Below are 24600 nucleotides of genomic sequence, written 5' to 3'. Positions count from 1 at the left end.
GATTTTTTTATAATTTATCTAATTGATTTAATTTTTTGTTTTTACTTATAGTTATAAATACTCCGAGAAAAAACACCCGGTCTGCACTGGGTAGAATTTTTTGTTTAGTATACACTCCCTGATCATCAGACTGAGATGAATACTCATACCCCAAAACCTGCTTTACACCTAACAGGTTACTCAAATCGGCATATACCACTATATTTTCTTTAGGAAGATAAGCTATACCTAAACTGGTATTCCAATAGTCCCGGATTTTATTTTGATTAAATCCGGGTAAATTGGGGTTGGTATAAGGTCGACCGGATGAATAATTAGTACTTATAGCCACCTGTGTTTTACAAGACTGAATCCAATATTTCCCTATAAAAGAAGCGGTATGTTTAGCTACAAAAGAAGGTTGTATTTTTATAGGATAATTGAGAAACTTACGTTCCGTGTCAATATAAGAATAGGAAATCCAATATTTAAAATTCGTAAATCCAGATTTCAAAAAAAGATCAATCCCTTTAGCTTCCCCGAATCCGGAATTGGATATACTCTCATAAAATCTATTATTCAAAGAATTAACAGAGTAGGTTACCAAGTCGTGATATTTTTTATAATAGGTTTCTGCTTTAAAAAATAAGTTGTAAGCTGTATAAGTATAACTTAGAATATAATTATCTGCATAAGAAAAATCCAGATTTCTATTATATTTCAACATATCATTATCTGGAGATTGAAAATAAGTCCCTAAAAAAGCCGAAATCTGGTTCTTTTTATTAGGATTATAATTCAATGAAAAACGAGGAGACCAAGCACTTTCTTTTAATAAAGAAGAATTATCTATTCGCAAACCCATGCTTGTTCCTAATTTATGTGTGATCGCCCAATTAAATTCCGAGAAACCTGTACTAAGAACATGTGTAAAATAGGGATGGAATACTGATTTTTCGGTTTTATAATTCTGATTGTATGTTTTATAAAGTAATTCTCCTCCAACCTTAAATTCAATACTCCCCCCCATCTTCTTTTTAATTAATATTTTAGAATGAGACAAATTTTCTTCCTGTTTCATAGCATCCCAAGGTATTAAAGCTCCTTCAATTCGTTGAGCCGAATATCCAAAATTAACTCCAGCATATAACTTGTAACGATTTCCTAAATCATAATTTAATGTGATATAGGTATAAATATCTTCTACAGAAAAATCCCTTCTTATTATAGCATAATCTGGAGTTTTTTCATTTAAAGAAAAATTATAGTTTGCATAACTTCCAAAAAACTTCCAAACCCCATTCTTTATTAGCCTCTGATAATAAATCTCTGAACTAATTTGTTGATAGGGACGATTCCAGTCATTTCTATCAGGAAAGAGCGCATTATATAAGGTAAGGTTAGTATAGTTTCCTGTAATATGAAAAACATCTGACTCTCTCTTTTTTGTAAATCCACCCCATGCTCCTACTGTTGTGAAACTTATATCAGATTTATCTTCATATTGATTCTGTTTTTTAGAATCTAACATTAAAGCTCCCGACATAGCCTGTCCATACTCTGAAGAAAAACCTCCGGTACTTAAATTAATACCTTGAAAAAGATCCGGAGAAAACCTTCCTCTTACCGCATTATTTGGCCTTGTAGCTGTATAAGGAGAAAGAACTAATAAGCCATCAATGAATATCTTAGATTCTTCAGAGGTTCCTCCGCGTATATAAAGACGTCCGTCTCCCGGTACAAATTGCACCCCTGGAACATTTTCCATTGCCCGTATAATATCACCCAAAGCATTCGGATTGGTGTAAATATCTGAAGAAGAAAAAGCCGTAGCATTTGACGAATCTCCAGATTTAAATAAAGAACCCGTAACTATGACTTCTTCAATCTTCTTTTCTTTTCCTCCTTTTATTACAATTATTTTTATATATTCATTAATATTTTCAATTCTCACACTTTCCATCCCATTTCCCTTACTTTCAACTAATAAATAAAAAGGTATTTTTTCTTTTTCAACATTAAAAGAAAACTCTCCTTTATTAGATGTGGTAGCCCCTAACAAAGTATTTTTAATATATACATTTGCTCCGGAAACAGGGTTTCCTTTTCCATCTGTAACAATACCTGAAATAGTTTGTGCAGACATAAAATATCCTATTAAAATTCCTATTATATAAAGTAAAATTTTCATGTATATTTAATTTCACTTCAAAAGTCTATGTTAATAATCACTTTATAAAAAATACCTTACTCAATTGTAATTTAAGCTGGATGAATTGTTATAAACTTCATTTATAAATAGCACATGTCATTATGTCTTAAATTGTTTGCGTTATTTAATAATTTAAGACATTTCGTCTTTATTTTATACTAATTTTCTTAGGATAATTCTTTATAAACTTTTGATTTTTAAACATTTATTTGTTTTCTATAACAACTTTGGTTTACATTTTGATAATACAAAAAGCAAGAGATTATAAAAAATTATGGATTTTAATAAATTAACCATCAAATCACAAGAAGCCTTACAGCAAGCACAAGTGATTGCTCAAGGATTAGAGAACCAGGCAATAGAGCCAGCTCACTTACTTAAATCTTTATTAGAAAGTGAAGCAAGCGTTATTACCTTTATATTAAAAAAACAAAATTCAAATTTAGCATACATTAATTCTGAACTACAAACTATACTTTCTTCTTTACCCAAAGTATCAGGAGGACAGTTATATCTTTCACAAAATGCAAACAAAGTTTTAAATGAGGCTCAATTGGAAGCAAATAAGATGAAAGATGAGTTTGTGAGTCTGGAACATATTTTTTTAGGAATTCTTTCTGTAAATGATAGCACCTCACAATTACTAAAAAATCAAGGAGTTACCAAAAACGGGGTAATGAAAGCTATTGAAGAAATAAGAAAAGGAGAAAGGGTAACTTCTCAATCGGCAGAAGACACTTACAACTCTTTAAATAAATATGCAAAAAACCTGAACGAACTAGCTCAAGAAGGAAAATTGGATCCGGTCATTGGTCGTGATGAAGAAATACGAAGGGTATTACAAATACTCTCGCGAAGAACCAAAAATAATCCTATACTAATTGGAGAACCCGGAGTAGGTAAAACAGCTATTGCAGAAGGTATTGCTCACAGAATTATTAATGGGGATGTTCCTGAAAACTTAAAAAACAAAACCATATTTTCTCTAGATATGGGAGCACTAATTGCAGGTGCTAAATATAAAGGAGAATTTGAAGAACGTTTAAAAGCTGTGGTAAAAGAAGTCACTGCTTCTAATGGGGAAATTATCTTATTTATTGATGAAATACACACATTAGTAGGTGCTGGTGGTGGCGACGGAGCTATGGATGCCGCAAACATACTAAAACCTGCATTAGCTCGAGGAGAACTTAGGTCTATAGGTGCTACTACATTAAATGAATATCAAAAGTATTTTGAAAAAGATAAAGCATTAGAAAGACGTTTCCAAAAAGTAATGGTAGAAGAACCTGATGTAGAAGATGCTATTGCTATATTAAGAGGTATTAAAGAAAAATATGAAGCACATCACAAAGTTCGCATTAAAGATGAAGCAGTTATTGCAGCAGTAGAATTATCTAATCGTTATATTTCAGATCGTTTTCTACCAGATAAAGCCATAGATTTAATGGATGAAGCTTCTGCTAAACTTAGAATGGAAATGAACTCAAAACCTGAAGAACTGGATGCTTTGGATCGTAAAAAAATGCAATTGGAAATAGAATTAGAAGCTGTTAAAAGAGAAGCTGAAAGTCCTACTTCAAATGAATCTATCAAACAAGCCAATGAAAAACGTTTACAAAATGTAAAAGAAGAACTAGCTCAGCTCAATGAAAAAAGAGATGAATTAAGTGCATCTTGGAAAGCAGAAAAAGAAAGAGCAGAAAAGGTTCAGGAAATACGTAAAAATATTGAAGAATTCAAACTGGAAGCTGAAAGAGCTGAAAGGGCCGGAGATTATGGTAAAGTAGCGGAACTACGCTACGGAAAAATAAAAGAACAGGAAGAAATGTTAGCTAAAGCTGAAGCTGATTTGTCTGAAGATCGTCCAAGATTAATTAAAGAAGACGTTGATTCGGAAGATATTGCTGATGTAGTTGCTAAATGGACGGGAATTCCTGTAACTAAACTCGTACAAAGTGAAAGAGAAAAGTTATTAAATTTGGAATCTGTACTTCACAAAAGAGTTGTAGGACAGGAAGAAGCAATAGAAGCTGTAGCCGATGCAATTCGTAGAAATAGAGCCGGATTAAATGATGAAAGAAAACCTATTGGATCTTTCTTATTCTTAGGTACTACCGGAGTAGGTAAAACCGAATTAGCTAAAGCATTAGCAGAATTTTTATTTGATGATGAAAACTCTATGACCCGTATAGATATGAGTGAATATCAGGAAAAACACTCTGTAAGCAGATTGGTAGGGGCTCCTCCGGGCTATGTAGGATATGATGAAGGAGGACAGTTAACGGAAGCTGTACGTAGAAGACCGTATTCTGTAATTTTATTGGATGAAATAGAGAAAGCACACCCTGATGTATTTAATATTCTTTTACAAGTTTTAGATGATGGTAGGTTAACCGATAATAAAGGACGTACCGTAAACTTTAAAAATACCATTATTGTAATGACCTCTAATATGGGCTCTAATCTCATTCAGGAAAATTTCGAAAAACTAAATGGAGATAATTATAAAGAGATTTTAGAATTGACCAAAGAACAGGTAATGGAATTGTTAAGAAAAACTTTGCGTCCTGAATTCTTAAATCGTATTGATGAAACCATCGTATTTAAACCTCTAAATAAGAGCGAAATAAGAAGTATTATTGATATACAATTGGACTCTCTTAACAAAATACTAGCAAAAAAAGGCATTCATATGAGTATGTCCGATGAAGCTAAAGATTATGTTATGGGAAAAGGTTACGACCCATCTTTTGGAGCAAGACCTTTAAAAAGATTGATTCAACACGAAATATTAAACCAATTATCTAAAGAAATATTAGGTGGAAAAGTTAATGAGAATGAGAATATTGTTGCTGATTATTTCCCTGAAACAGGTTTAGTTTTTAGAAAAGAAAATAAAGATGAAATAGAATCATAAGAATTAATTTATACCAAAAAAATCCGGTAAAAATTTTTACCGGATTTGTTAGGCATTGTTTTTATATAATTTATAATAACTATTTATTAATATTTTGTAATCTTTCTTTATTATCTTATTTATTTGGTTTAAAATATTTTTAGTGAAAATACCCTCATATCTTAATAACAATTATATATACATATTTGTAACAAATTATAATATTGAGTTACTTATACCTTAGGTAATACATTTTAAAATATGAAAGTTTATACCAGTATTGTTGTTTTGTTCTTATGGAGCACTATATCCGCACAAAAAATATGGTCTTTTAATGATTGTCTTTCTTATGCTAAAGAAAACAATTTGCAGGTTATTGCTTATGAATTAAAAGAAAAAGTACAAGAAACTGAATATAAAATAGCAAAAAAAAATAAATTACCTAATGTCATCGGAGGAATAGATAATTCGTTAATTTTAAATCGTTCCATCAATAAAAAAAATGATTATCAATACAGAACCATATATAACAATTCTTTAGGTATATCATCTGAAATAATACTGTATAATCAAGGTCAATTAAAAAGAACTGAAGAGAAAAATAATCTCTTATATGAACAGAATAAGTTACTTACAGAAAAAATTAAAAACGATATTTCTTTACAATTAATGGAATATTATCTTACTGTACTACTTAATAAAGAATTACTGATTGTAGATAAAAATTCTTTAGACAACAATCAACAACAACTAGACCGTAATCAAAAATTATATAATGCCGGAAGTATACCTTTAAGTACGCTGTATGAATCTAAAGCAAATTTTGCCAATGCGAAACAAAAGTATGAAACCTCACTTATAACAGTTGATAGGTCTAAGTTAAATTTAGCTCTGCTTTTACAGAAAGATTATGAAGGTTTTGAAATAGAGAATGTAATAGTTCCTGAAGATATAACAATGCCTTTGATTAATGTAAATGAGATCATTGAATATGCCTATACACACCAACCTGAAATAAAATCTTCTGAAATCGGAATTGATGCTGCAAAAAAAGATATAGATATTGCTAAAACTGCTTTGTATCCTCAAATTACAGGTAATTATAAATTAAATACTTCCTATTCCGATATTTTTGATAAAAAAGACCGTGCCTTAACAGATCAATGGTATGATAATTATTCCCATACTTTTACTGTAGGAGTTTCTATACCAATATTTAATAAAGGGATAAGCAAATTAAAAATAGAAGAAGCTAAAGTTCAACAGCTTATTCAGGAAAATGATCTGGATCAACAAAAACTTACTTTAAAACAAACTATACAAACAGCGTATTTTGATGTTAGTTCTTCTTATCAAACTTATTTAGCAGCCAAAGAATCTGTAAAATCTACTCAAATATCTTATGATTTTGCACAAAAAAGTTTTGCTGCAGGCAAGATAAATGTTTATGATCTAAATATTAGCCGAAATAATTATTTCGATGCTTTATCTAATATGCTTCAAGCAAAATATTCATTTTTATTCAGACAAAAAATATTGGATTTTTACATAGGTAAACCCTTAGAGCTTTCTTCTGCTGAAATTACAAACTCTCAAGCTCAATTTTCTATTTATAAAAATGCAGATATAGTTCAAAATACAGATCAAAAAACTAATATGCTATCAAAAACCTCCGAAGTAGTTGCTAATGATAATCCTACTATATTTAAAGAAAAATCAAATCTAAATAATAATTCAACAATACAACAAAAAGCAACAGTAAAAACAATAGAAAAAAATCCAAATATTAATCCTAATTTTATGATAAATTCAGAAAAAAAAGATAATGAAATAGCTACGGATTTTAATAATGTAGACTCTAATTTAGACTCTACGAAAACAGAATCTGAAATACCATCTACAATAAATGATGCTGAAATATCTTCATCTAAAGAATCAAAGCCATCATCTAGGAACTTAAGTAAAAGAGAAGAATTAATAGAGCAAAGAAGATTACTTCTTAGCAAAGGAAGCATCAATTATAATGCTGCTGATAGGGAAAAATTAATTCAAATAAAGCAATTAAAATTGCAAAAAGAATATAATGAATAGATAAATTATTGTCGTTCAGATAAATACAATTTTTGAATGTATTTCCCTATAATATCAAATTCCAAATTAACTTTCCCTCCTAATTTTAAATCAATTAAGTTTGTATTTTCCCATGTGTAAGGAATTATAGCGACTGAAAATTGATTGGCTTTGCTTTCTACTACAGTCAAGCTAATGCCATTTACACTAATTGAACCTTTTTCTACTGTAATATGATCTCCTTCATATGTGAAGGTCAATAAAAAACTACCGTTTTGATTTTCTATAGATTTAAGCATTCCCGTTTGATCAACATGTCCTTGCACAATATGTCCATCTAAACGGTCTGATACCTTAACGCACCTTTCTAAGTTAATACGATCTCCTTCTTTAAGATCTAAAAGATTAGTTTTTTTTAAAGTTTCAGCAACGGCTGTTACTGTATAAAAATTTTGTTTAATATCAACTACAGTTAAACACACTCCATTATGGGCAATACTTTGATCTATTTTTAATTCATTCAAAAAAGAGGCATTTATAGAAATTTCCAAATTATTGTTTTCTTTTTTAAGATGAATAACCTTCCCTGTTATTTCTACTATCCCTGTAAACATAATTTACTAATTTAATTTTTCTCAAAATTACTATATTTTTCATATTTTCATTATACATATACATTTTCAATAATTTAATGATCCGTTTTCAATAATATAGTATTATATAAAAAGAGTTATGTTCTACTTCAAATATGAATGTATATTCATATTTTTTCCTATTTTTGTTATACAATTTATCAATGAATATCTATAATTTTGAAAAATAACAAGTTAAAAGTTGGAATTAGTGTAGGAGACCCTAATGGTATTGGGGTAGAGGTTATTCTTAAAACCTTTCAGAAGAAAGAAATCCTTGAATTTTTCACTCCTATTATTTTCGCTTCTACCAAGTTGTTATCTTACCAAAAAAATATTTTTAATATCAATAACATTTATTTTCAAGGGATTTTTAAACCTGAAGAAGCAATTCCTGGAAAAATTAATGTGGTAAATTTATGGAAAGATAATGTATCTATTGAATTTGGCAAGCCTACAAAAGAAGGAATGAATATGGCTAGAACATCTTTAATTGCTGCCGTTGAGGCCCTTGAAAATAATCTTATAGATGTTTTAGTTACCTGTCCTATTAATAAAGAAGCTATTCAATCTTCTGATTTTCAATTTCCTGGCCATACGGAATATTTAGAGCATAAATTAGGAGGAAAGGCGATTATGTTACTGGAAAATGAAGATTTAAGAATAGCCATAGCAACTCATAATATTGCTTTATCTGAAGTGAATAAAAAGCTTAGCAAAGAATTAATAAAAAAACAAATTATAGCTCTTAATCATACATTAATTCAGGATTTTTGTATAGAAAAACCTAAAATTGCAGTTTTGGGGTTAAATCCTCATGCAGGCGATCATGGATTTTTAGGCAAAGAAGAACAGCAAATAATAGAGCCGGCTATTAAAGAATCTTTTGATAGAGGTATACTTGCTTTTGGCCCCTATTCTGCAGATAGTTTCTTTATTCCATACATTTATTCTTCATTTGATGGGATTTTAGCTATGTATCATGATCAAGGGATCATTCCTTTTAAAACCCTAGCTTATGAAAATGGAGTAAGTTATACAGCCGGATTACCTTTTATTAGAACAGCTCCTAATCATGGAACCGCTTATTCTATTGCAGGAAAAGGAATAGCTCATGCAGGGTCTTTTGAAAAGGCTATTTTTGATGCAATAAAAATTTACAAAAACAGATCGGAATATATTGATCTTAAATCAAATGCATTACAAAAAATAAAGATAGAGGGAATAGATAGTACCATTGATGAAGATTTACCTACAGAAGATTAATTAATCAAATAAATTTTAAACTAAAAAAGTAGCTTTAGAAATTTTATCTAAAGCTACTTTTTTTGATACTTTTATTATTATAAAATTTTTTTATCTTGCTATATTAACAGCTCTCGTTTCTCTAATAACTGTTACTTTTACCTGCCCCGGATAGGTTAATTCATTCTGAATTTTTTCACTGATTTCAAAAGAAAGTTGAGAAGCTCTTTGATCATCAATTTTTTCGCTTTGAACCATTACTCTAAGTTCTCTTCCCGCTTGGATAGCATAAGCTGTATTTACACCATCAAAACTCAATGCTGCATTTTCTAAATCTTTTAATCTTTGAATATAAGACTCTACCACTTGTCTTCTCGCTCCTGGTCTTGCTCCACTAATAGCATCAGCTACTTGTACTATTGGTGCTATTAATGTTTTCATTTCTATTTCATCGTGGTGTGCACCAATCGCATTTACGACGGTTGGGTTTTCTCCAAATTTTTCAGCCCATTGCATACCTAAAATAGCATGTGGAAGTTCAGATTCTTCTTCAGGGACTTTACCAATATCATGTAACAAGCCGGCACGTTTAGCAATCTTAGCATTCAATCCTAATTCTGAAGCTAAAATACCAGCAATATTAGCTACTTCTCTAGAATGCTGCAAAAGATTTTGACCATAAGAAGATCGATATTTCATTCTTCCGACTATTTTTACTAATTCCGGATGCAATCCATGTATTCCCAGATCTATAATTGTCTTTTTACCTATTTCTATAATTTCTTCTTCTATCTGATGTTGGGTTTTAGTAACTATTTCCTCTATTCTTGCCGGGTGAATTCTTCCATCAGTTACTAAACGATGTAAAGATAATCTGGCAATTTCTCTTCTAACCGGATCAAAACATGATAACAAGATGGCTTCAGGAGTATCATCTACAATAATTTCTACACCGGTAGCTGCTTCTAAAGCTCTTATATTTCTTCCTTCTCTACCAATAATCCTTCCTTTTATCTCATCTGATTCTATATTGAAAACGGAAACTGAATTCTCAATAGCTTGTTCTGTTCCAACTCTTTGTATAGTTTGAATAATAACTTTTTTTGCTTCTGCTTTTGCATTTAATTGGGCTTCTTCAACTATAGCCTGAATTTGAGCCTGGGCTTTTGTTCTTGCTTCTTGCTTTAATGTTTCAACTAATTCTGCTTTTGCATCCTCTGCAGAATAACCAGAAATCTTTTCTAATATTTCTACCTGTTGTATATGCAAAAGTTTAAGCTCTTCCTGTTTTTTAGCAAAAGAATCTGCTTTGATTAAATTTTCTTGAATTGCTAAATCGAGTTGTTTCTTCTGTATATTATTCTGATGCAATTCTTCATTTAATTTCGTTTCTTTATCTTTTATCCTTTTTTCACTCTCCAACATTTTCTTTTCCCTCTGATTAATCTGTTCTTCATGCTGTAGCTTCAATTCTAAAAATTTTTCTTTAGCCTGAAGCATTTTTTCTTGCTTAGTATTTTCGGCTTTCAGTTCTGATTCCTTAACAATAGCCCTAGCCTTTTGTTCAGCTTCATTAATCAAATTTTCCCTGAATTTGTTAAGAGAACTCTTAGATAGAAAAAAACCTATAAGACCTCCCAAAAACAAGGTTGCTATCAATTCGATGATTATCGTTATATCCATAATTATATTTAATATATATAAAAAAACCTACACTAATTCTAATAACTGATTTGAGTAAACTCCATTAATCAGGATTTAAGCTATGTTTTTTCTCTGTAATCTGCTGTTTGAAATAAATCAAATTCCTAAAAAGGAAGCAGCCCGCCATTAAAAAAACAAATCACTCGGTCAGTTTAATATCTGTTGAGTTTACTAAATTGAGTTAGAACCAATGTAGGCTATTTTGTTCTACAATTTTATATTTTTAAGATCTATTAATTTTTATTTATCCGTAGTAACTAGGTTACTAATCTTTTTTATTCTAAGCAAAATTTCACTTTTTTCTTCAGAATTTTTATTAATTAAATTCTCTAATTCTGAAGCAAGCTGCAAAGCACTCATAGCTAAAGCATCTTGTTTTTCATTTATGTTATAATTATTCTCAAATGTGCTAACATATTCTTCTATCCTTTTAGCAGCTTTTCTTAATACTTCCTCTTCTTCATTTTTAACTACCAAAGGATAAGATCTTCCAGCTATTCGTATGTTAACCTTCTGAGACATTTTATTATGTATTTTGTATTTCTAAAATACAACTATCTATCTCTTTTATCATTCTATTCATCTGCAATTTCATTACTTTTTTATATTCATTATTTCCAGAAATTGCATTTATAACTTTCAATCTTTTATTTTGCTCTTCTAATTCTTTATTTAATTTTTCCTTTTGTATAAACTTATCCTCACTTTTTAAAAGAGAATCTTTTAAATATTCATTTTCTACTCTTAATGCTTCATTTTCTTTTATTAATTCATGTAATTGCAATTCCAGCATTTTGAGTTCCTGAACTATCTCTTTCATATTTTTAGAACGAAAACGTTTACTACTCTAACTCTTTTACAAAGATATAAATTTATTTTTAATTAATAAAAGTTTACTATTTTACTTTAACTCTAAGCGTTATAACTTATTATTTATTATCATCCCTTTTCTCCTATTGCTCATGGTAAGATCTTTAAACAATTATTCTTTTTTATTTTTCTAATATTATTAGATATATTTTATAAAGATATTTATTTCATAATGTTTAATTATCTCAACAATAGTTGTTACATCTTATTAACACTTACAAAAAAATCTGATTAAAGTTTCTACAACAATATTTTTTATTATTGCAAGAGTATATAATTAAATATATAACTTCATCATAATTGAAATTATAAATTCTAAGGGTTAAGATTTAAATTCGTTTTATTTTCTTAAAAAGTTATATATCTTTGGAAGAAAAGGTTATGTAGATATATAGTCATATATTGAAAGCTTAGTTTAAATTGAAATTTAGAAATTTACCTTTTTTAAATAATTAATAGCTAAATATAAATTTCTCCTAATATAATCTTAATGATAAAATTAACTCAAGCAACCTCAATATCTATTTAATATCTCATTAAGATAAATATCTAATTATAAAATTATAATTAACAAATTAATATTTATCTAAATAAATACTGATCTAAAACAGACCTAGATTAAATACAAAAACTTATATTATTCAAATTTAACTGAAAATACAAACGCTCTTGAATTAATAGATTTAAGCGCTCCTGCCCAATATGGAGGAGTTCCTTCATTATCTGCCACCAATTCATTATTAAAGAAGAATATCCCTTTAACGGAAGGAGTCATTTTAAACCTTTTAAAATAAATTTCAATACCTGCTTCTAATTGATAGGAAAAATTATGGGTTTTCATTCTAAATGTCTGATCGGCATTATCTTGTTCTTTCTTTTCATTTGCCTGTAGATTTACTAACCAACTAACTCCTGTTTGAATATATGGTCTTGTATTATTCCATCTATCACCATGTAAATTTATAAAAATAGGAATATCTAAATACGTTGATTTAACATTTCTTTTAACATCTTTTTCTGTTAATGTTGGTTCAATGCCATTTGCAATCTCATCGTCAATGATTTTTTGAACATTTTTAAACAGCAAATCTCTTTGAACAAAATGCATTGAAGGTTCAAGCCTGAAATCTACCAAATCATGCACTTTCATTTTACCTATTAAACCTACAGTAAACCCTGGCTTAGTATCTACATCAATTAAAAATCTTTTAGAATCTGCTAACCCTTGATTGCTGGGATGAATTTTCATATCAAAATAATTGATCCCCAAATAATATCCCCAAGAAAATTGTTGATCATCAAAATCTGTATATCGATCCAATACGTCTCTTGAACGGAATTGGGCATTTACAGAGTAAAATAATATCAGTAATACAAGTGTGATAATTTTCTTCATAGTAGAGAAAACGTTATTTTTATTTATTTATTTTATTCCTTCATAAATAGTTACTACTCCAGAAGTATATTTTTTAAATCGGACCTCGCTAAACCCGTTTCTTAAAATTAGATTTTTCATGTCCTCACCACAAGGCATAACATCTACTGAATTAGGTAAATAAGTATATGCTTTTGAGTCTCCTGAAATCAATTTCCCAATATTAGGCAATATTCTTTTAAAATAAAACATGAAAATCGGCGCAAATAAACCAGATGGTTTAGAAAATTCTAAAATTAAAAGCTTACCTCCTTTTTTTAAAACTCTTCCCATTTCAAAAACCCCTTTTTCTAAATCTTCAAAATTTCTAACTCCAAAAGAAACAGTTACAATATCATATACCCCATCATGAAAAGGAAGATTTTCTGCGTCTCCTTTTACTAATTTTATTCTTTGCTGTAATCCTTTATTATTTATTTTAACCTGCCCATAATTAAGCATTTTTTGAGATAAATCCAATCCTGTTACCTGCGCATTGGTCCTTTTTGCATGTTCTATTGCTAAATCTGCAGTTCCAGTGGCAACATCCAATATCTTTTCAGGATTATAACTTATTACTTTTTTTTCTAATCGGTTTCTCCAATAAATATCTATTTTAAAAGATAACAACCTGTTTAAAAAATCATAGTTTTCAGAAATATTGTCAAACATTTGTTCAACTTGTTTCTTCTTACTTTCTGTTTCATTATAAGGTCTAACTATATTGGGCATAAATATAAATTTATGTATGATTTGCAAAAGTAATAGTTTTATTCAAAACTTTTTTGATAAAAATCTAAAAATTGATTTTCACGAAATAACTTTACCCTTGATCCTATACTGTCGGTTTTATTTATAATTTTAGGATATTTTTGATTAATATTTAAATAAAAATCCTGTATTAAAACCGTATTATATTTTTTAATTTCCCCTACATATAGCTTTCCCCCAATATATGTCTTATGTGCTTTATATAAAGAATCTAAATTTTTAATATGTCCATAATATCTTCTAAATGTATAATAGTTAGCCCGGGCAGGATTGATTAATCCTCTAGTAAAATTTTGTATATTTATAGTAGTATCCTGCAACAAAATAGTCCCATTTTCTGCTATAGATGATATTGTGTTCTTTCCTTTTTTTATTGAGACACTAAGGGTTTGCCCGGATCCTAAAATATAGTTTTTACCATTAAGAACAACCGTAATTTTTTCAGAAGTAGGATTGTCCAATAAAAATTCATCTTTATTTTCTAAGAAAAATTTATACCAAAGAACGGAGAAGGCACAAATCAGTAAAGCAATTAGTAATCCTATTAATGATTTTTTATTAGACATACCTTAATAAAAATTAAATACAAAGATAATAATATGATAGATTAATTAGTAATTATTACATAAATTTGTCCAATTCTATAAACGATAATTCAAAAGATATATGTTACAAAGTATCATTACAGGATCAGGGTCTTATTTACCTAAAAAAATTGTTCCCAATAGTAGTTTTGAAGGGGTAATTTTTTATGATGAAAACCGACAACCTATAACCAAACCTACACCGGAAGTTATTCAAAAATTTGCCGATATTACTGAAATAACCGAACGAAGGTATGTAGATAATGATGATATCATGAATTCAGATCTGGCCACAGAGGTAGGAAGGTTAGCTATTTTGGATGCAGGAATAAACAAAGAGGATTTAGACTATATTATTGTAGCACATAATTTTGGAGAGATAGATGCTCATGAAAGGCAAATTCGTATAATGCCATCCATTTCTGCCCTAACCAAACATAAATTAGGGGTTAAAAATATTCATTGCAAACCCTACGATATGAATTTTGGTTGTCCCGGATGGAATGAGGGTATGATTTTAGCAGACCAGTTTATTAAAGCCGGAATTGCAAAAAAAATATTAGTAGTAGGATCTGAAACTTTATCCCGAAGCGTAGATCCTTTTGATCGTAATTGTATGATATTTTCAGATGGTGCAGCCGGAGTTGTTTTAGAAGCAAAAGAAAGTGAGGTTCCCGTAGGTATTTTAAATCATTACACACGAAGTGACAATGGAGAGGAAATTTCTTTTTTAGATACAGATACTTCTTTAAACCCAAATTATGCAGGTTCTAAAGTAAATATACGAATGAAAGGAAGAAAAATTTATGAATATGCTCTTACCCACGTTCCACAAGTCATAAAAAATGTTATTGACAATGCGGGATACCATATTAAAGACATAAACAAAGTTTTAATACATCAGGCAAATGCAAAAATGGATCATGCAATGTTGAACCGGGTTTTTAAACTATATGGTCTTGGAATTAAAGATATTCCGGAAAGAATAGCTCCAATGACTATACAAAAATTTGGAAATTCTTCTGTAGCTACCATTCCTACCATGTATGATATGATGGTAAAAGGAAATTTTGAAAATCAAACATTAAAATCCGGTGATTTGGTAATCTTTGCTTCCGTAGGTGCTGGAATGAACATTAATGCTATTCTTTATAAAATGCCTTAATTTTTCAGATATTGAAATCTTTAATAGGAATATTATTCATTAGCTCTATTTTTATAGAATTCTATTCTTATCAGGCAATAAAAACACTTACCGATAAGAAATGGATTCGTAAAACATGGATTATAATTTCCTTATCAGCTCTTTTACTTATTCTAATATGGTCATTAAACATAGACCGTAACAATAGGACACAGGTACAGTTTCTTATGGCATTTTTTATTATCGATTATGTGCCCAAATTAGTTCTTGCTCTAGTTCTATTTATTAATGACATAATACGCTTTATTACATTTCTATTTAAGAAAATATTTTCTTCTTCAAAAGAAAAGGTCTATTTCCCGGCTCGTAGAAAGGCTATAAGCACTTTAGGAATCGGTTTGGCTAGTATACCATTTTTATCCATAATAGAAGGCATCGTATGGGGTAAATATGATTTTACTGTTAGAAAAGTTCATTTGACTTTTCCTAATCTTCCAGACAAATTTGATGGGTATAAAATAGTTCAAGTATCTGATATGCATTTAGGAAGTTTTGATATAAATGCATACGATAAAGTAGCTAAAGGAATACAATTAATTAATGATCAGAACCCGGATCTTTTTTTATTTACAGGCGATTCTGTAAATAATTTGGCAAAAGAAATGGATCCTTGGTTATCATTATTACAAACTATCAAAGCCAAAGATGGAAAATATTCCATTTTAGGAAATCACGATTATGGAATATATATGCTAAAAAGCAGAAAAGCTCAAAAAGCTAATACAGAAAATATACATGCAAGACATCAAAAGATTGGTTGGGTTTTATTGAATAATGAGGCTGTAAAAATTTATAAAGATGATCAATACATTAATATTATTGGTGTTGAAAATTGGGGATTAGGACATTTCCCTAAATATGCAGATTTATCTAAAGCAACTAAAGATGTAAAAGAAGGTGATTTTAATATTTTAATGTCTCATGATCCTACACATTTTGATGTTAAAGTAAAAGAATTCCCAAAAAAAATGCACCTTACTCTTGCCGGACATACACATGGAATGCAATTTGGTGTTGAAATTCCCGGTATAATAAAGTGGTCTCCTATTAAATATAGATATCCTAAATGGGCAGGACTTTATCAAGATAAAGGAAGATTTTTATATGTGAATAGAGGATTTGGCTATATTGGTTTTCCTGGACGCGTAGGTATATGGCCTGAAATTACAGTTATAGAACTTAAAAAAGGGTAAAAGTATATAAAAACTAAAATCTAAAACATATGCTACAATCAATGACCGGATACGGAAAATCTGAAGTCAATACTGAAAATTTAAAAATTTCTGTTGAAATTAAAACATTAAACAGTAAATCACTGGACTTATTTACAAGAATATCTACCAGATACAAAAGCAAAGAATTAGAACTCAGAAAAATAATCGGAGACAAATTGCAAAGAGGGAAAATTGATTTTTGCCTTTCCATTGAAAATCTGGGTTCAGAAAATAATTGTAAAATCAATAAAAATGTTTTAAAAAATTATATTGCCGAATTAGAAGATCTTAATATTGAAGGAACAGCTCTAGACTTTCTTACTATGGCAATTAGAATGCCGGAAGTATTTGTTACCCAAGATTCTGAAATTAATAATGAAGAATGGGATACTATAGTAAACTGTGTAAATTTATCTTTAGAAAAAGTAATATTATTTCGCAAAGAAGAAGGTAAATCATTAGAAACCGTTTTAAAACAGTATACTTTTAATATATTAAACTATTTAAACCAAATAGAAAAGTACGAAAAAGAAAGAATAGATGCCGTTCAACTAAAATTTAAAAAACTATTAACCGAATTACAGATACAAGTAGACGAACAACGATTTCATCAAGAAATGATTTATTACATTGAAAAATTGGACATAAATGAAGAGAAAAACCGTTTACAACAACACTGTAAGTATTTTATACAAGTAATGGAAGAAAAAGAACAAAACGGAAAAAAGCTAGGTTTTATAGCTCAAGAAATGGGAAGAGAAATCAACACCATTGGTTCTAAAGCTAATCATTCTGAAATACAAAAATTAGTAGTTTTAATGAAAGAAGAACTTGAAAAAATAAAAGAACAAACAAATAACGTTTTGTAGCAATAAATATGGGACTCATTTATAATAAACCCGGAAATGATACTTTACAACTCAAAGAATTACTTCCCGGAAAATTAAAAGAAGGAAAATTAATTATATTTTCTGCTCCTTCCGGAGCTGGAAAAACAACAATAGTTAAATATTTACTATCTAGAATTCCTAATATTTCATTTTCTATTTCTTGTACAACACGGCCTAAAAGAGAAAATGAAATTGAAGGGAAAGATTACTATTTTATTACAAATGAAGAATTTAAGACTCATATCCAGGACGGAAAATTTATAGAATATGAAGAAGTTTATCCAGAAAAATTTTACGGCACCTTAAATTCAGAAATACAAAGACTATGGAACGAAGGCAAACATGTGATTTTTGATATAGATGTACAAGGGGGAATAAACCTTAAAAAACAATTCAAAGACCGAGCTCTTGCTCTATTTGTGGCTCCTCCTTCTTTAAAAGAATTAGAAATTCGTTTAAAAAACAGAAACACAGAAACAGAAGAAAATATAAAAATACGTATAGAAAAAGCAGACAAGGAATTGTCTTATGCTAAAGAATTTGACACAATACTTATTAATGAAAACCTAGAAAAGACAAAATTAAAAGCAGAAGCTTTAGTAAAATCTTTTCTGGAAATAAACTAATCTTCCTTTATTATCCTTTTGAGGTTATATAATAGTCCAAATTATGACTACGAGGAAAACTATGAAAAAGAAAAAAAAGAATTCTAATAATATCTATAAGATTTATTATTGGCTTACGGGTATTATTATTTTTATATCGCTTATATTTTTTTTTCGAACTACTATAATTATGTATTATTACATAATCAAAGAAAAATTTGATAAAAAAGAATACGTATTTAACAATTTAGAGAAAAAAAGAAAAAAATCTGAAGAATTAAAAATACAAATGACCATTAATCGGTACCGAAGTTATGCTTTCGGCATTGATATAAGCCAGCATCAGGGCAATATAAATTGGGACAGTTTAAATTTAATCAAAAAAGATCTACCCATATCTTTTGCTTTTGTACGGGCAACCCGAGGAATTTTTTATCAAGATGCTTTTTTTAACAAAAACTGGAAAAATCTTAAACAAAAAAATATTATTCGTGGCGCTTATCATTATTATGATGTAAACAAAAGTTCTACGGATCAGGCAAACAATTTTATAAATGCTGTCACTTTAGAAAAAGGAGATCTCCCTCCTGTTCTTGATATAGAAGAACTTCCCAGAAAACAATCATTAACACAATTAAAAAAAGGAATACTCAATTGGTTAGAAATAGTTGAATCTAAGTATAAAATAAAACCTATCATCTATTCCAATGATGCTTATTTCATACATCATATTCCCGACTTAGATCTTAGTGACTATCATATTTGGGTGGCTAATTATAACCCGAGAGACAATCCTAAACATCAGCAATGGTCTTTCTGGCAATTTTCCGAACAAGGAATTATCAATGGAATTACTCAAAATTTTGTAGATCTTAACGTTTTTAAAGGAGATATAAATGATCTAAAAAAAATAACTCTTCATTAAAAAATAATTTTCTTTTATCAGGATAAAAAAACCACATTTATCCCTAAAATTATAAATAAGTAATCCTATATAGCAATTATAAATTAGGTAAACTTACAAGAATAATTGTATATTGATAGTAAATACTTGACTTCGGGGGTATAAGTATTGTATATTTGCAACTTTAAAATAAAAAATAAAACATGAAAACTTCAGATTTCGATTTTAAATTACCACAGGAACTGCTGGCTGAAAGACCTTCTGAGACTAGAGACGAAGCCCGATTAATGGTAGTACATAAAAAAACAGGAGAAATAGAGCATAAATTATTTAAAGATGTAATTGACTATTTTGATGAAGGAGATGTTTTTATTTTAAATAATACTAAAGTTTTTCCGGCTCGTTTATATGGAAACAAAGAAAAAACCGGTGCGCAAATTGAGGTTTTTTTATTGCGAGAACTAGATGCAGAATCCAGAATATGGGATGTATTAGTAGATCCTGCTCGTAAAATACGAATTGGAAATAAGCTGTTTTTTACAGATGATGATAGTTTAGTAGCAGAAGTCGTAGATAATACCACTTCTCGAGGTAGGACTCTTCGTTTCTTATTCGATGGTTCTTATGAAGAATTCCGAAGAAAACTTAAAGAATTGGGAGAAACTCCTCTTCCTAAATATATTAAAAGAAAACCAGATGCTGATGATATCGAAAGATACCAAACTATATACGCAAAAGAAGAAGGAGCTGTAGCTGCTCCAACTGCAGGTCTTCACTTTTCCAAACATTTATTAAAAAGATTGGAAATTAAAGGAATTGAATTTGCAGAAATTACTTTACACGTAGGGCTTGGTACCTTTGCTTCCGTAGAAGTAGAAGACCTATCAAAACATAAGATGGAAAGCGAACAAGTAATTATCAGTGAAGATACATGTAAAATTGTTAATCATGCCATTGAAACCAAACATAGAGTTTGTGCTGTAGGTACTACTTCCATGAGGGCAATAGAAACTTCTGTTTCTGCTAATAACCGTTTAAATCCTTATAACGGATGGACCAATAAATTTATATTCCCACCCTATGACTTCGGTATTGCTGATGCTATGATTACTAATTTTCATACTCCAAAGTCTACTCTTATGATGATGATTGCAGCCTTTGCAGACTATGATTTGGTTATGAAAGCTTATAAAGAAGCTGTAAAAGAAAAATATAAATTTTATTCTTACGGAGATGCTATGCTTATTTTATAAGCAAGGTTTCTTTTCAAAAAGAATTTTATTAATTTGAAAGATAATAAAAAAGATATAAGAGCCTTAAGTTTACAACAACTTGAGGCTTATTTTTACTCCATAGGAGAAAAGTCCTTCCGTGCACGCCAGGTTTATGAATGGATATGGAGCAAAAACTCTCATTCTCTTTCAGAGATGACTAATCTTTCTAAAGCTCTAAGGGCTAAACTTGAAGAGGATTTCCTTATAAATCCGGCAGAAATTCATGTAATGCAGCGTTCTAAAGATGGAACTATTAAAAATGCCGTAAAACTCTATGATGGCAATATAGTAGAATCGGTTATGATTCCTACCGCTCACAGAACCACCGCCTGCGTATCATCTCAGGTGGGTTGCAGCCTGGACTGTACCTTCTGCGCTACTGCACGCCTTACGCGCATGAGAAACCTTACCTCTGCTGAAATTGTAGACCAAGTTGTACTTATAGATAAACAAAGCCGCGAATATCATCAAATGCCTCTTTCCAATATTGTCTTTATGGGTATGGGCGAACCTTTGCTAAACTATCCGGCCGTAACGGAAGCCATCAGTAAAATAACTCAGCCCCAGGGCTTGGGAATGTCTCCTCGCCGAATTACCGTATCTACTTCTGGTATTCCCAAAATAATTAATAAACTGGCAGATGACAACCTGAAAGTTAAGTTAGCCCTATCTCTCCACTCAGCTATAGAGGAAAAAAGAAACCGACTGATGCCCTTCAGCACCAAATTTCCATTATCGGATATTATAAAATCCCTGCAATATTGGTATGCACAAACCCAAAGCCGCATCACTTTCGAATATATTGTTTGGGATGGAATTAATGACCAAAAAGAAGATATAGATGCCTTAATTAAATTTTGCAAAAAGATTCCTTCGAAAGTAAACCTGATTCAATATAATTCTATTGAAGAAGGGGGGTACTCTCAAGCATCCTCTCCGGTTATTGAGGCATATGTGTCTTTACTGGAGAAAAATGGAATTGTGGCTAAAATCAGGAAAAGCCGCGGACAAGATATTGATGCAGCCTGCGGTCAATTAGCCAACAAACATTAAATCTACGTTAAATAAACTGAAATAAGTTATATAATTTCTTAGTTTCATCCTTAATCTGGCCAACTCCGATAATACCGCCCGACATTCCTGTAGAAGCAGAAGAAACCAGTACTGAAAAGTGGCTTTCTCCTTCTGGTCTTATCACTATTTTAAATTTATAATACTTATGAAACGCTCCTAACATTAAACGAACCCAGCGGTTTCCTTTTATATAAATAAGATCTTTGGATGATTCTCCTTTTTTATATCCTTGCCCTCGTAGTGCAATATCAATGGAATTTTCCAGCTCACTTTGAGATGTACATTGATATACATGAGTAAATGCAGATGATGAACTCAATTTATTATTTACAAAATAACTCATAATTTAATTTTCTATGATCTATTGATCCGCGAAACTACTAAATTAGTTTTAATAAATCAAAAAGATTTAAATCGAAATACCTATTAAATAACACTCAGCTTTTGCCCGGGTTTTTTTCGGTGGAAACGGAACTCTAAAGAAACTATATCTTTGGGATCTTTTCGGTTTACCAAACGGATTACCCCTTCGCGGTTTACCGGGTCTACCAAAGTCACCATTTTACCTTCAGCAAAGTATAAGAGCTGAGCTTCCTGCGGATAAGGAGCTATATCAAAAATATACATAATTAGAAATGTAACCATTGATCAGATAATTCTTTATAGAATTTTGAATAGGGTATTTGAGGTACCTCAAAAAATTGAGACCTGTCAATACTTCCAGGATAAGGGGAAGAGCAGGTTTTATTATTTTCGGATATATAGCACACTCTTAATTTTGTTTTAAAATTACCTGTATAAATGGGTACTGTAGATATAAGTATTTGTTTAGGCAGCAAAACTATTTTTTTATCATCTCCCCTATCTATATCTTCTCTATAAGTTCTTAATTTCTCGATAGGTTTCCATACTTCATCCATATCTAATGCCTCTACTATTATGGGAATATAATCGGAGTATATGCTTATATCAATAGTATCTTTTTTTCTTTTATTGATTATAGCTAATGGATAAGCCTCACATTTCAACCAATTCGAATCATAGTAACGGACATCGTATTTGGATTTTAAATATCCCCCTGTAACTACTTGATTTCTATCTATCTTTATAACCATATTAGAAGAATCAGCCGGACATATTCTTTTATTTAAAACTATTGAATATCCTTTATCCTTATCATAAATGCTTTTAGCTATTGTGCTATCAGAATCTTTATGCCATAAAAAATCTTCATAATTAAAATAGGTTGAGTCCATTTCTATTTTAGACAAATTGTCTCCCACATATTTAATATAATAGAGATTTAAATTTTTCCATTTATTTTCTGCTTTTGAAAGATTTACAGGATTAGAAATTTGTTCAATTTCAGGAATTTTAAATTGTTGGCAATTTTGAAATAAGAACCAACACATGCTATATGCAATACCTAGCAACTTTTTCATCTTCTTATTATTATAAAATCATTCGAGTTTTTAGGTTTATATAACATTACACCCCAATATGATTTCCCATATTTTTTACTATTTGATGCTAAAACACTATAATTTTTAAACTCCCCTTCAGCATTTTCTAATTTCACTAATTTTCCATCCCCGTATAGTTTCATCTTATACTTTTCAATAGGAAGCATATTCCCTTTACATTCCTCTTCCAAAGCAATTTTATTATAATAAATATCAGCCTCAAAATCTTCTGGGGTATCATAAATTGTTATGGTAGTTTCAAAATCTTTGAACTTACTTAGATTCATAAACTCCTCTACCTCTCCGTTATTTAAAAGAATACGCAATTTTTTATAGAAAGCAATTACTTTTTGTTCTAACTCTATCTGATTCCATTTAGATAGATCTTCACCCTCGTTCCATCCCCTTATTTGATAGGGCAATTCTGTTATTTCTATTTCCTTTTCCCAAGTAGAATGGGAAGATGTTTTAAAATCAAAAATCTGTATTTCATCTTTTGTATAATTTTCTATATTAAAATTAAAAAAATTTCTATCATCTAAATCTTTTTTAGTTCTTATAAAATAGATTTCATCATCTGCATTTAGATTTTTCGAATCTTCAGCAGGAAATTGTACTCTTATTTTATGTTTTCCATTCTCTAATAAATACGGATTTAACTCTATAATAGGATGGGAATGTTGTTCTGTACTATGCCTTATTAAAATATCATCGAGATAAAATTCATAGGGATAGCTTAATCTCATAAAAACTATATATTTAATTTGTTTATCGTGAGGATATTTAGGCAGACTATCCTTCATAGTTATAATCTGTTGCAACATTTGCTTCTCTCCCCAATATAGTTTTGGTTCTTGCCTACAAGAAATACAAAATAACCCAATGACCAAAGAAAAAATATATATTCTCATTATTTTATTTTATTATCTTCGTATTGATCCGCCGTATAATATACAGATATAGAAGTTTCATAATTGTCAAATTTATGTATATATCTAATCATGAATACCATAATTTACCCTGTTTTTCACTTTAAATAACGCTAGCTTTTGCCCGGGTTTTTTTCGGTGGAAACGGAACTCTAAAGAAACTATATCTTTGGGATCTTTTCGGTTTACCAAACGGATTACCCCTTCGCGGTTTACCGGGTCTACCAAAGTCACCATTTTACCTTCGGCAAAGTATAAGAGCTGAGCTTCCTGAGGATAAGGAGCTATATCAAATTCTTCACTCATAATGACCGTGAGTAAATCCTTTATCCTGTTTTCTTTTTCTGCCTCGGAATAGTAATATACGGTTCCTAAAAGATCTTCTCTTTCTTGTATTAACTGACGAAAGGCCGCGGTGTCTTTTTTGGCTATAAGCTGACGTATGTCATCATAACGTTGTTGCATCTCCTTTTTTAGTTCTTCTTCATTCTGTTCTTTCAGATTTACAGAATGGCTCCAGCCTTCTACTTCATAGGGTACTTCTACCTCTATTTCGGTTTGTAGTTCGAAATAAGGAAAGCCTACAATTGGATTATAGGGTTTATCATTGGCATCATATTTTGTATCGGAAGTTTCTATAGTAAACATAGGATATTTATCTTC

Annotated in this window: 23 protein-coding genes; 10 read left to right on the top strand and 13 right to left on the bottom strand. The window is 30.0% G+C overall.

The features are described from left to right. Positions 1-7: 7 nt before the first annotated feature. Positions 8-2170, bottom strand: a complete 2163-nt coding sequence (locus tag C4S77_RS10640) for a TonB-dependent receptor (RefSeq protein WP_105247536.1) — start codon at positions 2168-2170, stop codon at positions 8-10. Positions 2171-2465: 295 nt separating this feature from the next. On the opposite strand from C4S77_RS10640, the gene clpB reads away from it, so the two are divergent. Together clpB and C4S77_RS10630 are read left to right on the top strand one after the other, a co-directional pair. Further along, the gene (gene clpB, locus C4S77_RS10635) at positions 2466-5111 is read left to right on the top strand and encodes an ATP-dependent chaperone ClpB (RefSeq protein WP_105247535.1); all 2646 of its coding nucleotides are present in this window, start codon (positions 2466-2468) and stop codon (positions 5109-5111) included. A 240-nt stretch (positions 5112-5351) separates the two neighbouring features. Then, positions 5352-7181, top strand: coding sequence for a TolC family protein (locus tag C4S77_RS10630; protein ID WP_105247534.1), 1830 nt, complete (start codon positions 5352-5354; stop codon positions 7179-7181). 5 nt (positions 7182-7186) lie between these two features. Here the strand turns inward: C4S77_RS10630 and C4S77_RS10625 are convergent, their stop codons facing one another. Beyond that, a complete protein-coding gene (locus tag C4S77_RS10625; protein WP_105247533.1) occupies positions 7187-7774 on the bottom strand; it encodes a riboflavin synthase in 588 nt (195 codons plus the stop codon). 192 nt (positions 7775-7966) lie between these two features. Between C4S77_RS10625 and pdxA the strand changes: the two genes are divergently transcribed. After that, entirely contained in the window at positions 7967-9058 is a 1092-nt protein-coding gene (gene pdxA / locus C4S77_RS10620) for a 4-hydroxythreonine-4-phosphate dehydrogenase PdxA (RefSeq protein ID WP_105247532.1), read from the top strand. 90 nt (positions 9059-9148) lie between these two features. Here pdxA and rny read toward each other — a convergent pair whose 3' ends face one another. From rny to C4S77_RS10590, 6 genes are all read right to left on the bottom strand, one after another. Next, positions 9149-10720: a ribonuclease Y gene (gene rny, locus C4S77_RS10615; protein WP_105191913.1), complete on the bottom strand. Its 1572-nt coding sequence runs from the start codon at positions 10718-10720 to the stop codon at positions 9149-9151. A gap of 261 nt (positions 10721-10981) precedes the next feature. Further along, positions 10982-11263, bottom strand: a complete 282-nt coding sequence (locus C4S77_RS10610; RefSeq protein ID WP_105247531.1) for a cell division protein ZapA — start codon at positions 11261-11263, stop codon at positions 10982-10984. 4 nt (positions 11264-11267) lie between these two features. After that, complete coding sequence (locus tag C4S77_RS10605) at positions 11268-11561, bottom strand: hypothetical protein (RefSeq protein WP_105191917.1); 294 nt, start codon at positions 11559-11561, stop codon at positions 11268-11270. A gap of 687 nt (positions 11562-12248) precedes the next feature. Beyond that, the gene (porT, locus tag C4S77_RS10600) at positions 12249-13007 is read right to left on the bottom strand and encodes a type IX secretion/gliding motility protein PorT/SprT (RefSeq protein ID WP_105247530.1); all 759 of its coding nucleotides are present in this window, start codon (positions 13005-13007) and stop codon (positions 12249-12251) included. A 27-nt stretch (positions 13008-13034) separates the two neighbouring features. Continuing rightward, the gene (ubiE, locus tag C4S77_RS10595) at positions 13035-13757 is read right to left on the bottom strand and encodes a bifunctional demethylmenaquinone methyltransferase/2-methoxy-6-polyprenyl-1,4-benzoquinol methylase UbiE (RefSeq protein WP_105247529.1); all 723 of its coding nucleotides are present in this window, start codon (positions 13755-13757) and stop codon (positions 13035-13037) included. 38 nt (positions 13758-13795) lie between these two features. After that, a complete protein-coding gene (locus C4S77_RS10590; RefSeq protein ID WP_105247528.1) occupies positions 13796-14362 on the bottom strand; it encodes a hypothetical protein in 567 nt (188 codons plus the stop codon). Between the two features lie 100 nt (positions 14363-14462). Here C4S77_RS10590 and C4S77_RS10585 point away from each other — a divergent pair, with 100 nt between their 5' ends. The 7 genes from C4S77_RS10585 (at position 14463) to rlmN (ending at position 21524) form a co-directional block, all read left to right on the top strand. After that, positions 14463-15545 carry a 3-oxoacyl-ACP synthase III family protein gene (locus C4S77_RS10585; RefSeq protein WP_105247527.1) on the top strand — a complete coding sequence of 361 codons (1083 nt, stop codon included), beginning with the start codon at positions 14463-14465 and terminating at the stop codon, positions 15543-15545. 11 nt (positions 15546-15556) lie between these two features. Continuing rightward, entirely contained in the window at positions 15557-16777 is a 1221-nt protein-coding gene (locus C4S77_RS10580) for a metallophosphoesterase (RefSeq protein WP_105247526.1), read from the top strand. 29 nt (positions 16778-16806) lie between these two features. Then, positions 16807-17667 (top strand): YicC/YloC family endoribonuclease, encoded by an 861-nt coding sequence (locus C4S77_RS10575; protein ID WP_105191930.1) that lies wholly within the window; start codon positions 16807-16809, stop codon positions 17665-17667. Positions 17668-17675: 8 nt separating this feature from the next. Further along, positions 17676-18314 (top strand): guanylate kinase, encoded by a 639-nt coding sequence (gene gmk, locus C4S77_RS10570; protein ID WP_105247525.1) that lies wholly within the window; start codon positions 17676-17678, stop codon positions 18312-18314. Between the two features lie 169 nt (positions 18315-18483). Beyond that, complete coding sequence (locus tag C4S77_RS10565) at positions 18484-19218, top strand: glycoside hydrolase family 25 protein (protein WP_181042877.1); 735 nt, start codon at positions 18484-18486, stop codon at positions 19216-19218. Between the two features lie 182 nt (positions 19219-19400). Then, positions 19401-20450, top strand: coding sequence for a tRNA preQ1(34) S-adenosylmethionine ribosyltransferase-isomerase QueA (queA, locus tag C4S77_RS10560; protein WP_105247523.1), 1050 nt, complete (start codon positions 19401-19403; stop codon positions 20448-20450). A 33-nt stretch (positions 20451-20483) separates the two neighbouring features. Then, a complete protein-coding gene (rlmN, locus tag C4S77_RS10555) occupies positions 20484-21524 on the top strand; it encodes a 23S rRNA (adenine(2503)-C(2))-methyltransferase RlmN (RefSeq protein WP_105247522.1) in 1041 nt (346 codons plus the stop codon). A gap of 7 nt (positions 21525-21531) precedes the next feature. On the opposite strand, the gene C4S77_RS10550 is transcribed toward rlmN, so the two are convergent. From C4S77_RS10550 to C4S77_RS13065, 5 genes are all read right to left on the bottom strand, one after another. Next, entirely contained in the window at positions 21532-21888 is a 357-nt protein-coding gene (locus C4S77_RS10550) for a hypothetical protein (protein ID WP_105247521.1), read from the bottom strand. Between the two features lie 83 nt (positions 21889-21971). Next, positions 21972-22190: a hypothetical protein gene (locus C4S77_RS10545; RefSeq protein WP_146106106.1), complete on the bottom strand. Its 219-nt coding sequence runs from the start codon at positions 22188-22190 to the stop codon at positions 21972-21974. Then, on the bottom strand, positions 22175-22987 hold the full coding sequence (locus tag C4S77_RS10540; RefSeq protein WP_105247519.1) for a hypothetical protein: 813 nt from the start codon (positions 22985-22987) through the stop codon (positions 22175-22177). The genes C4S77_RS10545 and C4S77_RS10540 overlap by 16 nt, the downstream gene beginning before the upstream one ends. Beyond that, entirely contained in the window at positions 22984-23919 is a 936-nt protein-coding gene (locus C4S77_RS10535) for a hypothetical protein (RefSeq protein WP_146106105.1), read from the bottom strand. The genes C4S77_RS10540 and C4S77_RS10535 overlap by 4 nt, the downstream gene beginning before the upstream one ends. Before the next feature lie 84 nt (positions 23920-24003). Then, positions 24004-24600 (bottom strand): hypothetical protein (locus C4S77_RS13065; RefSeq protein WP_181042876.1); only part of this gene is annotated, 597 nt, incomplete at its 5' end.

Source organism: Apibacter adventoris, from assembly GCF_002964975.1.
Classification (GTDB): Bacteria; Bacteroidota; Bacteroidia; order Flavobacteriales; family Weeksellaceae; genus Apibacter; species Apibacter adventoris.
Note: the sequence above shows the minus strand (reverse complement) of the source record. Positions and strands in the feature narration are given on the sequence as shown.

Coding starts and splice junctions, on each gene's coding strand:
- C4S77_RS10550 (WP_105247521.1), bottom strand. CDS start 21,888: ATGAGTTATTTTGTAAATAATAAATTGAGTTCATCATCTGCATTTACT.
- clpB (WP_105247535.1), top strand. CDS start 2,466: ATGGATTTTAATAAATTAACCATCAAATCACAAGAAGCCTTACAGCAA.
- queA (WP_105247523.1), top strand. CDS start 19,401: ATGAAAACTTCAGATTTCGATTTTAAATTACCACAGGAACTGCTGGCT.
- C4S77_RS10605 (WP_105191917.1), bottom strand. CDS start 11,561: ATGAAAGAGATAGTTCAGGAACTCAAAATGCTGGAATTGCAATTACAT.
- ubiE (WP_105247529.1), bottom strand. CDS start 13,757: ATGCCCAATATAGTTAGACCTTATAATGAAACAGAAAGTAAGAAGAAA.
- C4S77_RS10545 (WP_146106106.1), bottom strand. CDS start 22,190: ATGGTTACATTTCTAATTATGTATATTTTTGATATAGCTCCTTATCCG.
- C4S77_RS10640 (WP_105247536.1), bottom strand. CDS start 2,170: ATGAAAATTTTACTTTATATAATAGGAATTTTAATAGGATATTTTATG.
- gmk (WP_105247525.1), top strand. CDS start 17,676: ATGGGACTCATTTATAATAAACCCGGAAATGATACTTTACAACTCAAA.
- rny (WP_105191913.1), bottom strand. CDS start 10,720: ATGGATATAACGATAATCATCGAATTGATAGCAACCTTGTTTTTGGGA.
- C4S77_RS10575 (WP_105191930.1), top strand. CDS start 16,807: ATGCTACAATCAATGACCGGATACGGAAAATCTGAAGTCAATACTGAA.
- porT (WP_105247530.1), bottom strand. CDS start 13,007: ATGAAGAAAATTATCACACTTGTATTACTGATATTATTTTACTCTGTA.
- C4S77_RS10540 (WP_105247519.1), bottom strand. CDS start 22,987: ATGAAAAAGTTGCTAGGTATTGCATATAGCATGTGTTGGTTCTTATTT.
- C4S77_RS10610 (WP_105247531.1), bottom strand. CDS start 11,263: ATGTCTCAGAAGGTTAACATACGAATAGCTGGAAGATCTTATCCTTTG.
- C4S77_RS10625 (WP_105247533.1), bottom strand. CDS start 7,774: ATGTTTACAGGGATAGTAGAAATAACAGGGAAGGTTATTCATCTTAAA.
- C4S77_RS10630 (WP_105247534.1), top strand. CDS start 5,352: ATGAAAGTTTATACCAGTATTGTTGTTTTGTTCTTATGGAGCACTATA.
- C4S77_RS10585 (WP_105247527.1), top strand. CDS start 14,463: ATGTTACAAAGTATCATTACAGGATCAGGGTCTTATTTACCTAAAAAA.
- C4S77_RS10535 (WP_146106105.1), bottom strand. CDS start 23,919: ATGAGAATATATATTTTTTCTTTGGTCATTGGGTTATTTTGTATTTCT.
- C4S77_RS10590 (WP_105247528.1), bottom strand. CDS start 14,362: ATGTCTAATAAAAAATCATTAATAGGATTACTAATTGCTTTACTGATT.
- C4S77_RS10565 (WP_181042877.1), top strand. CDS start 18,484: ATGTATTATTACATAATCAAAGAAAAATTTGATAAAAAAGAATACGTA.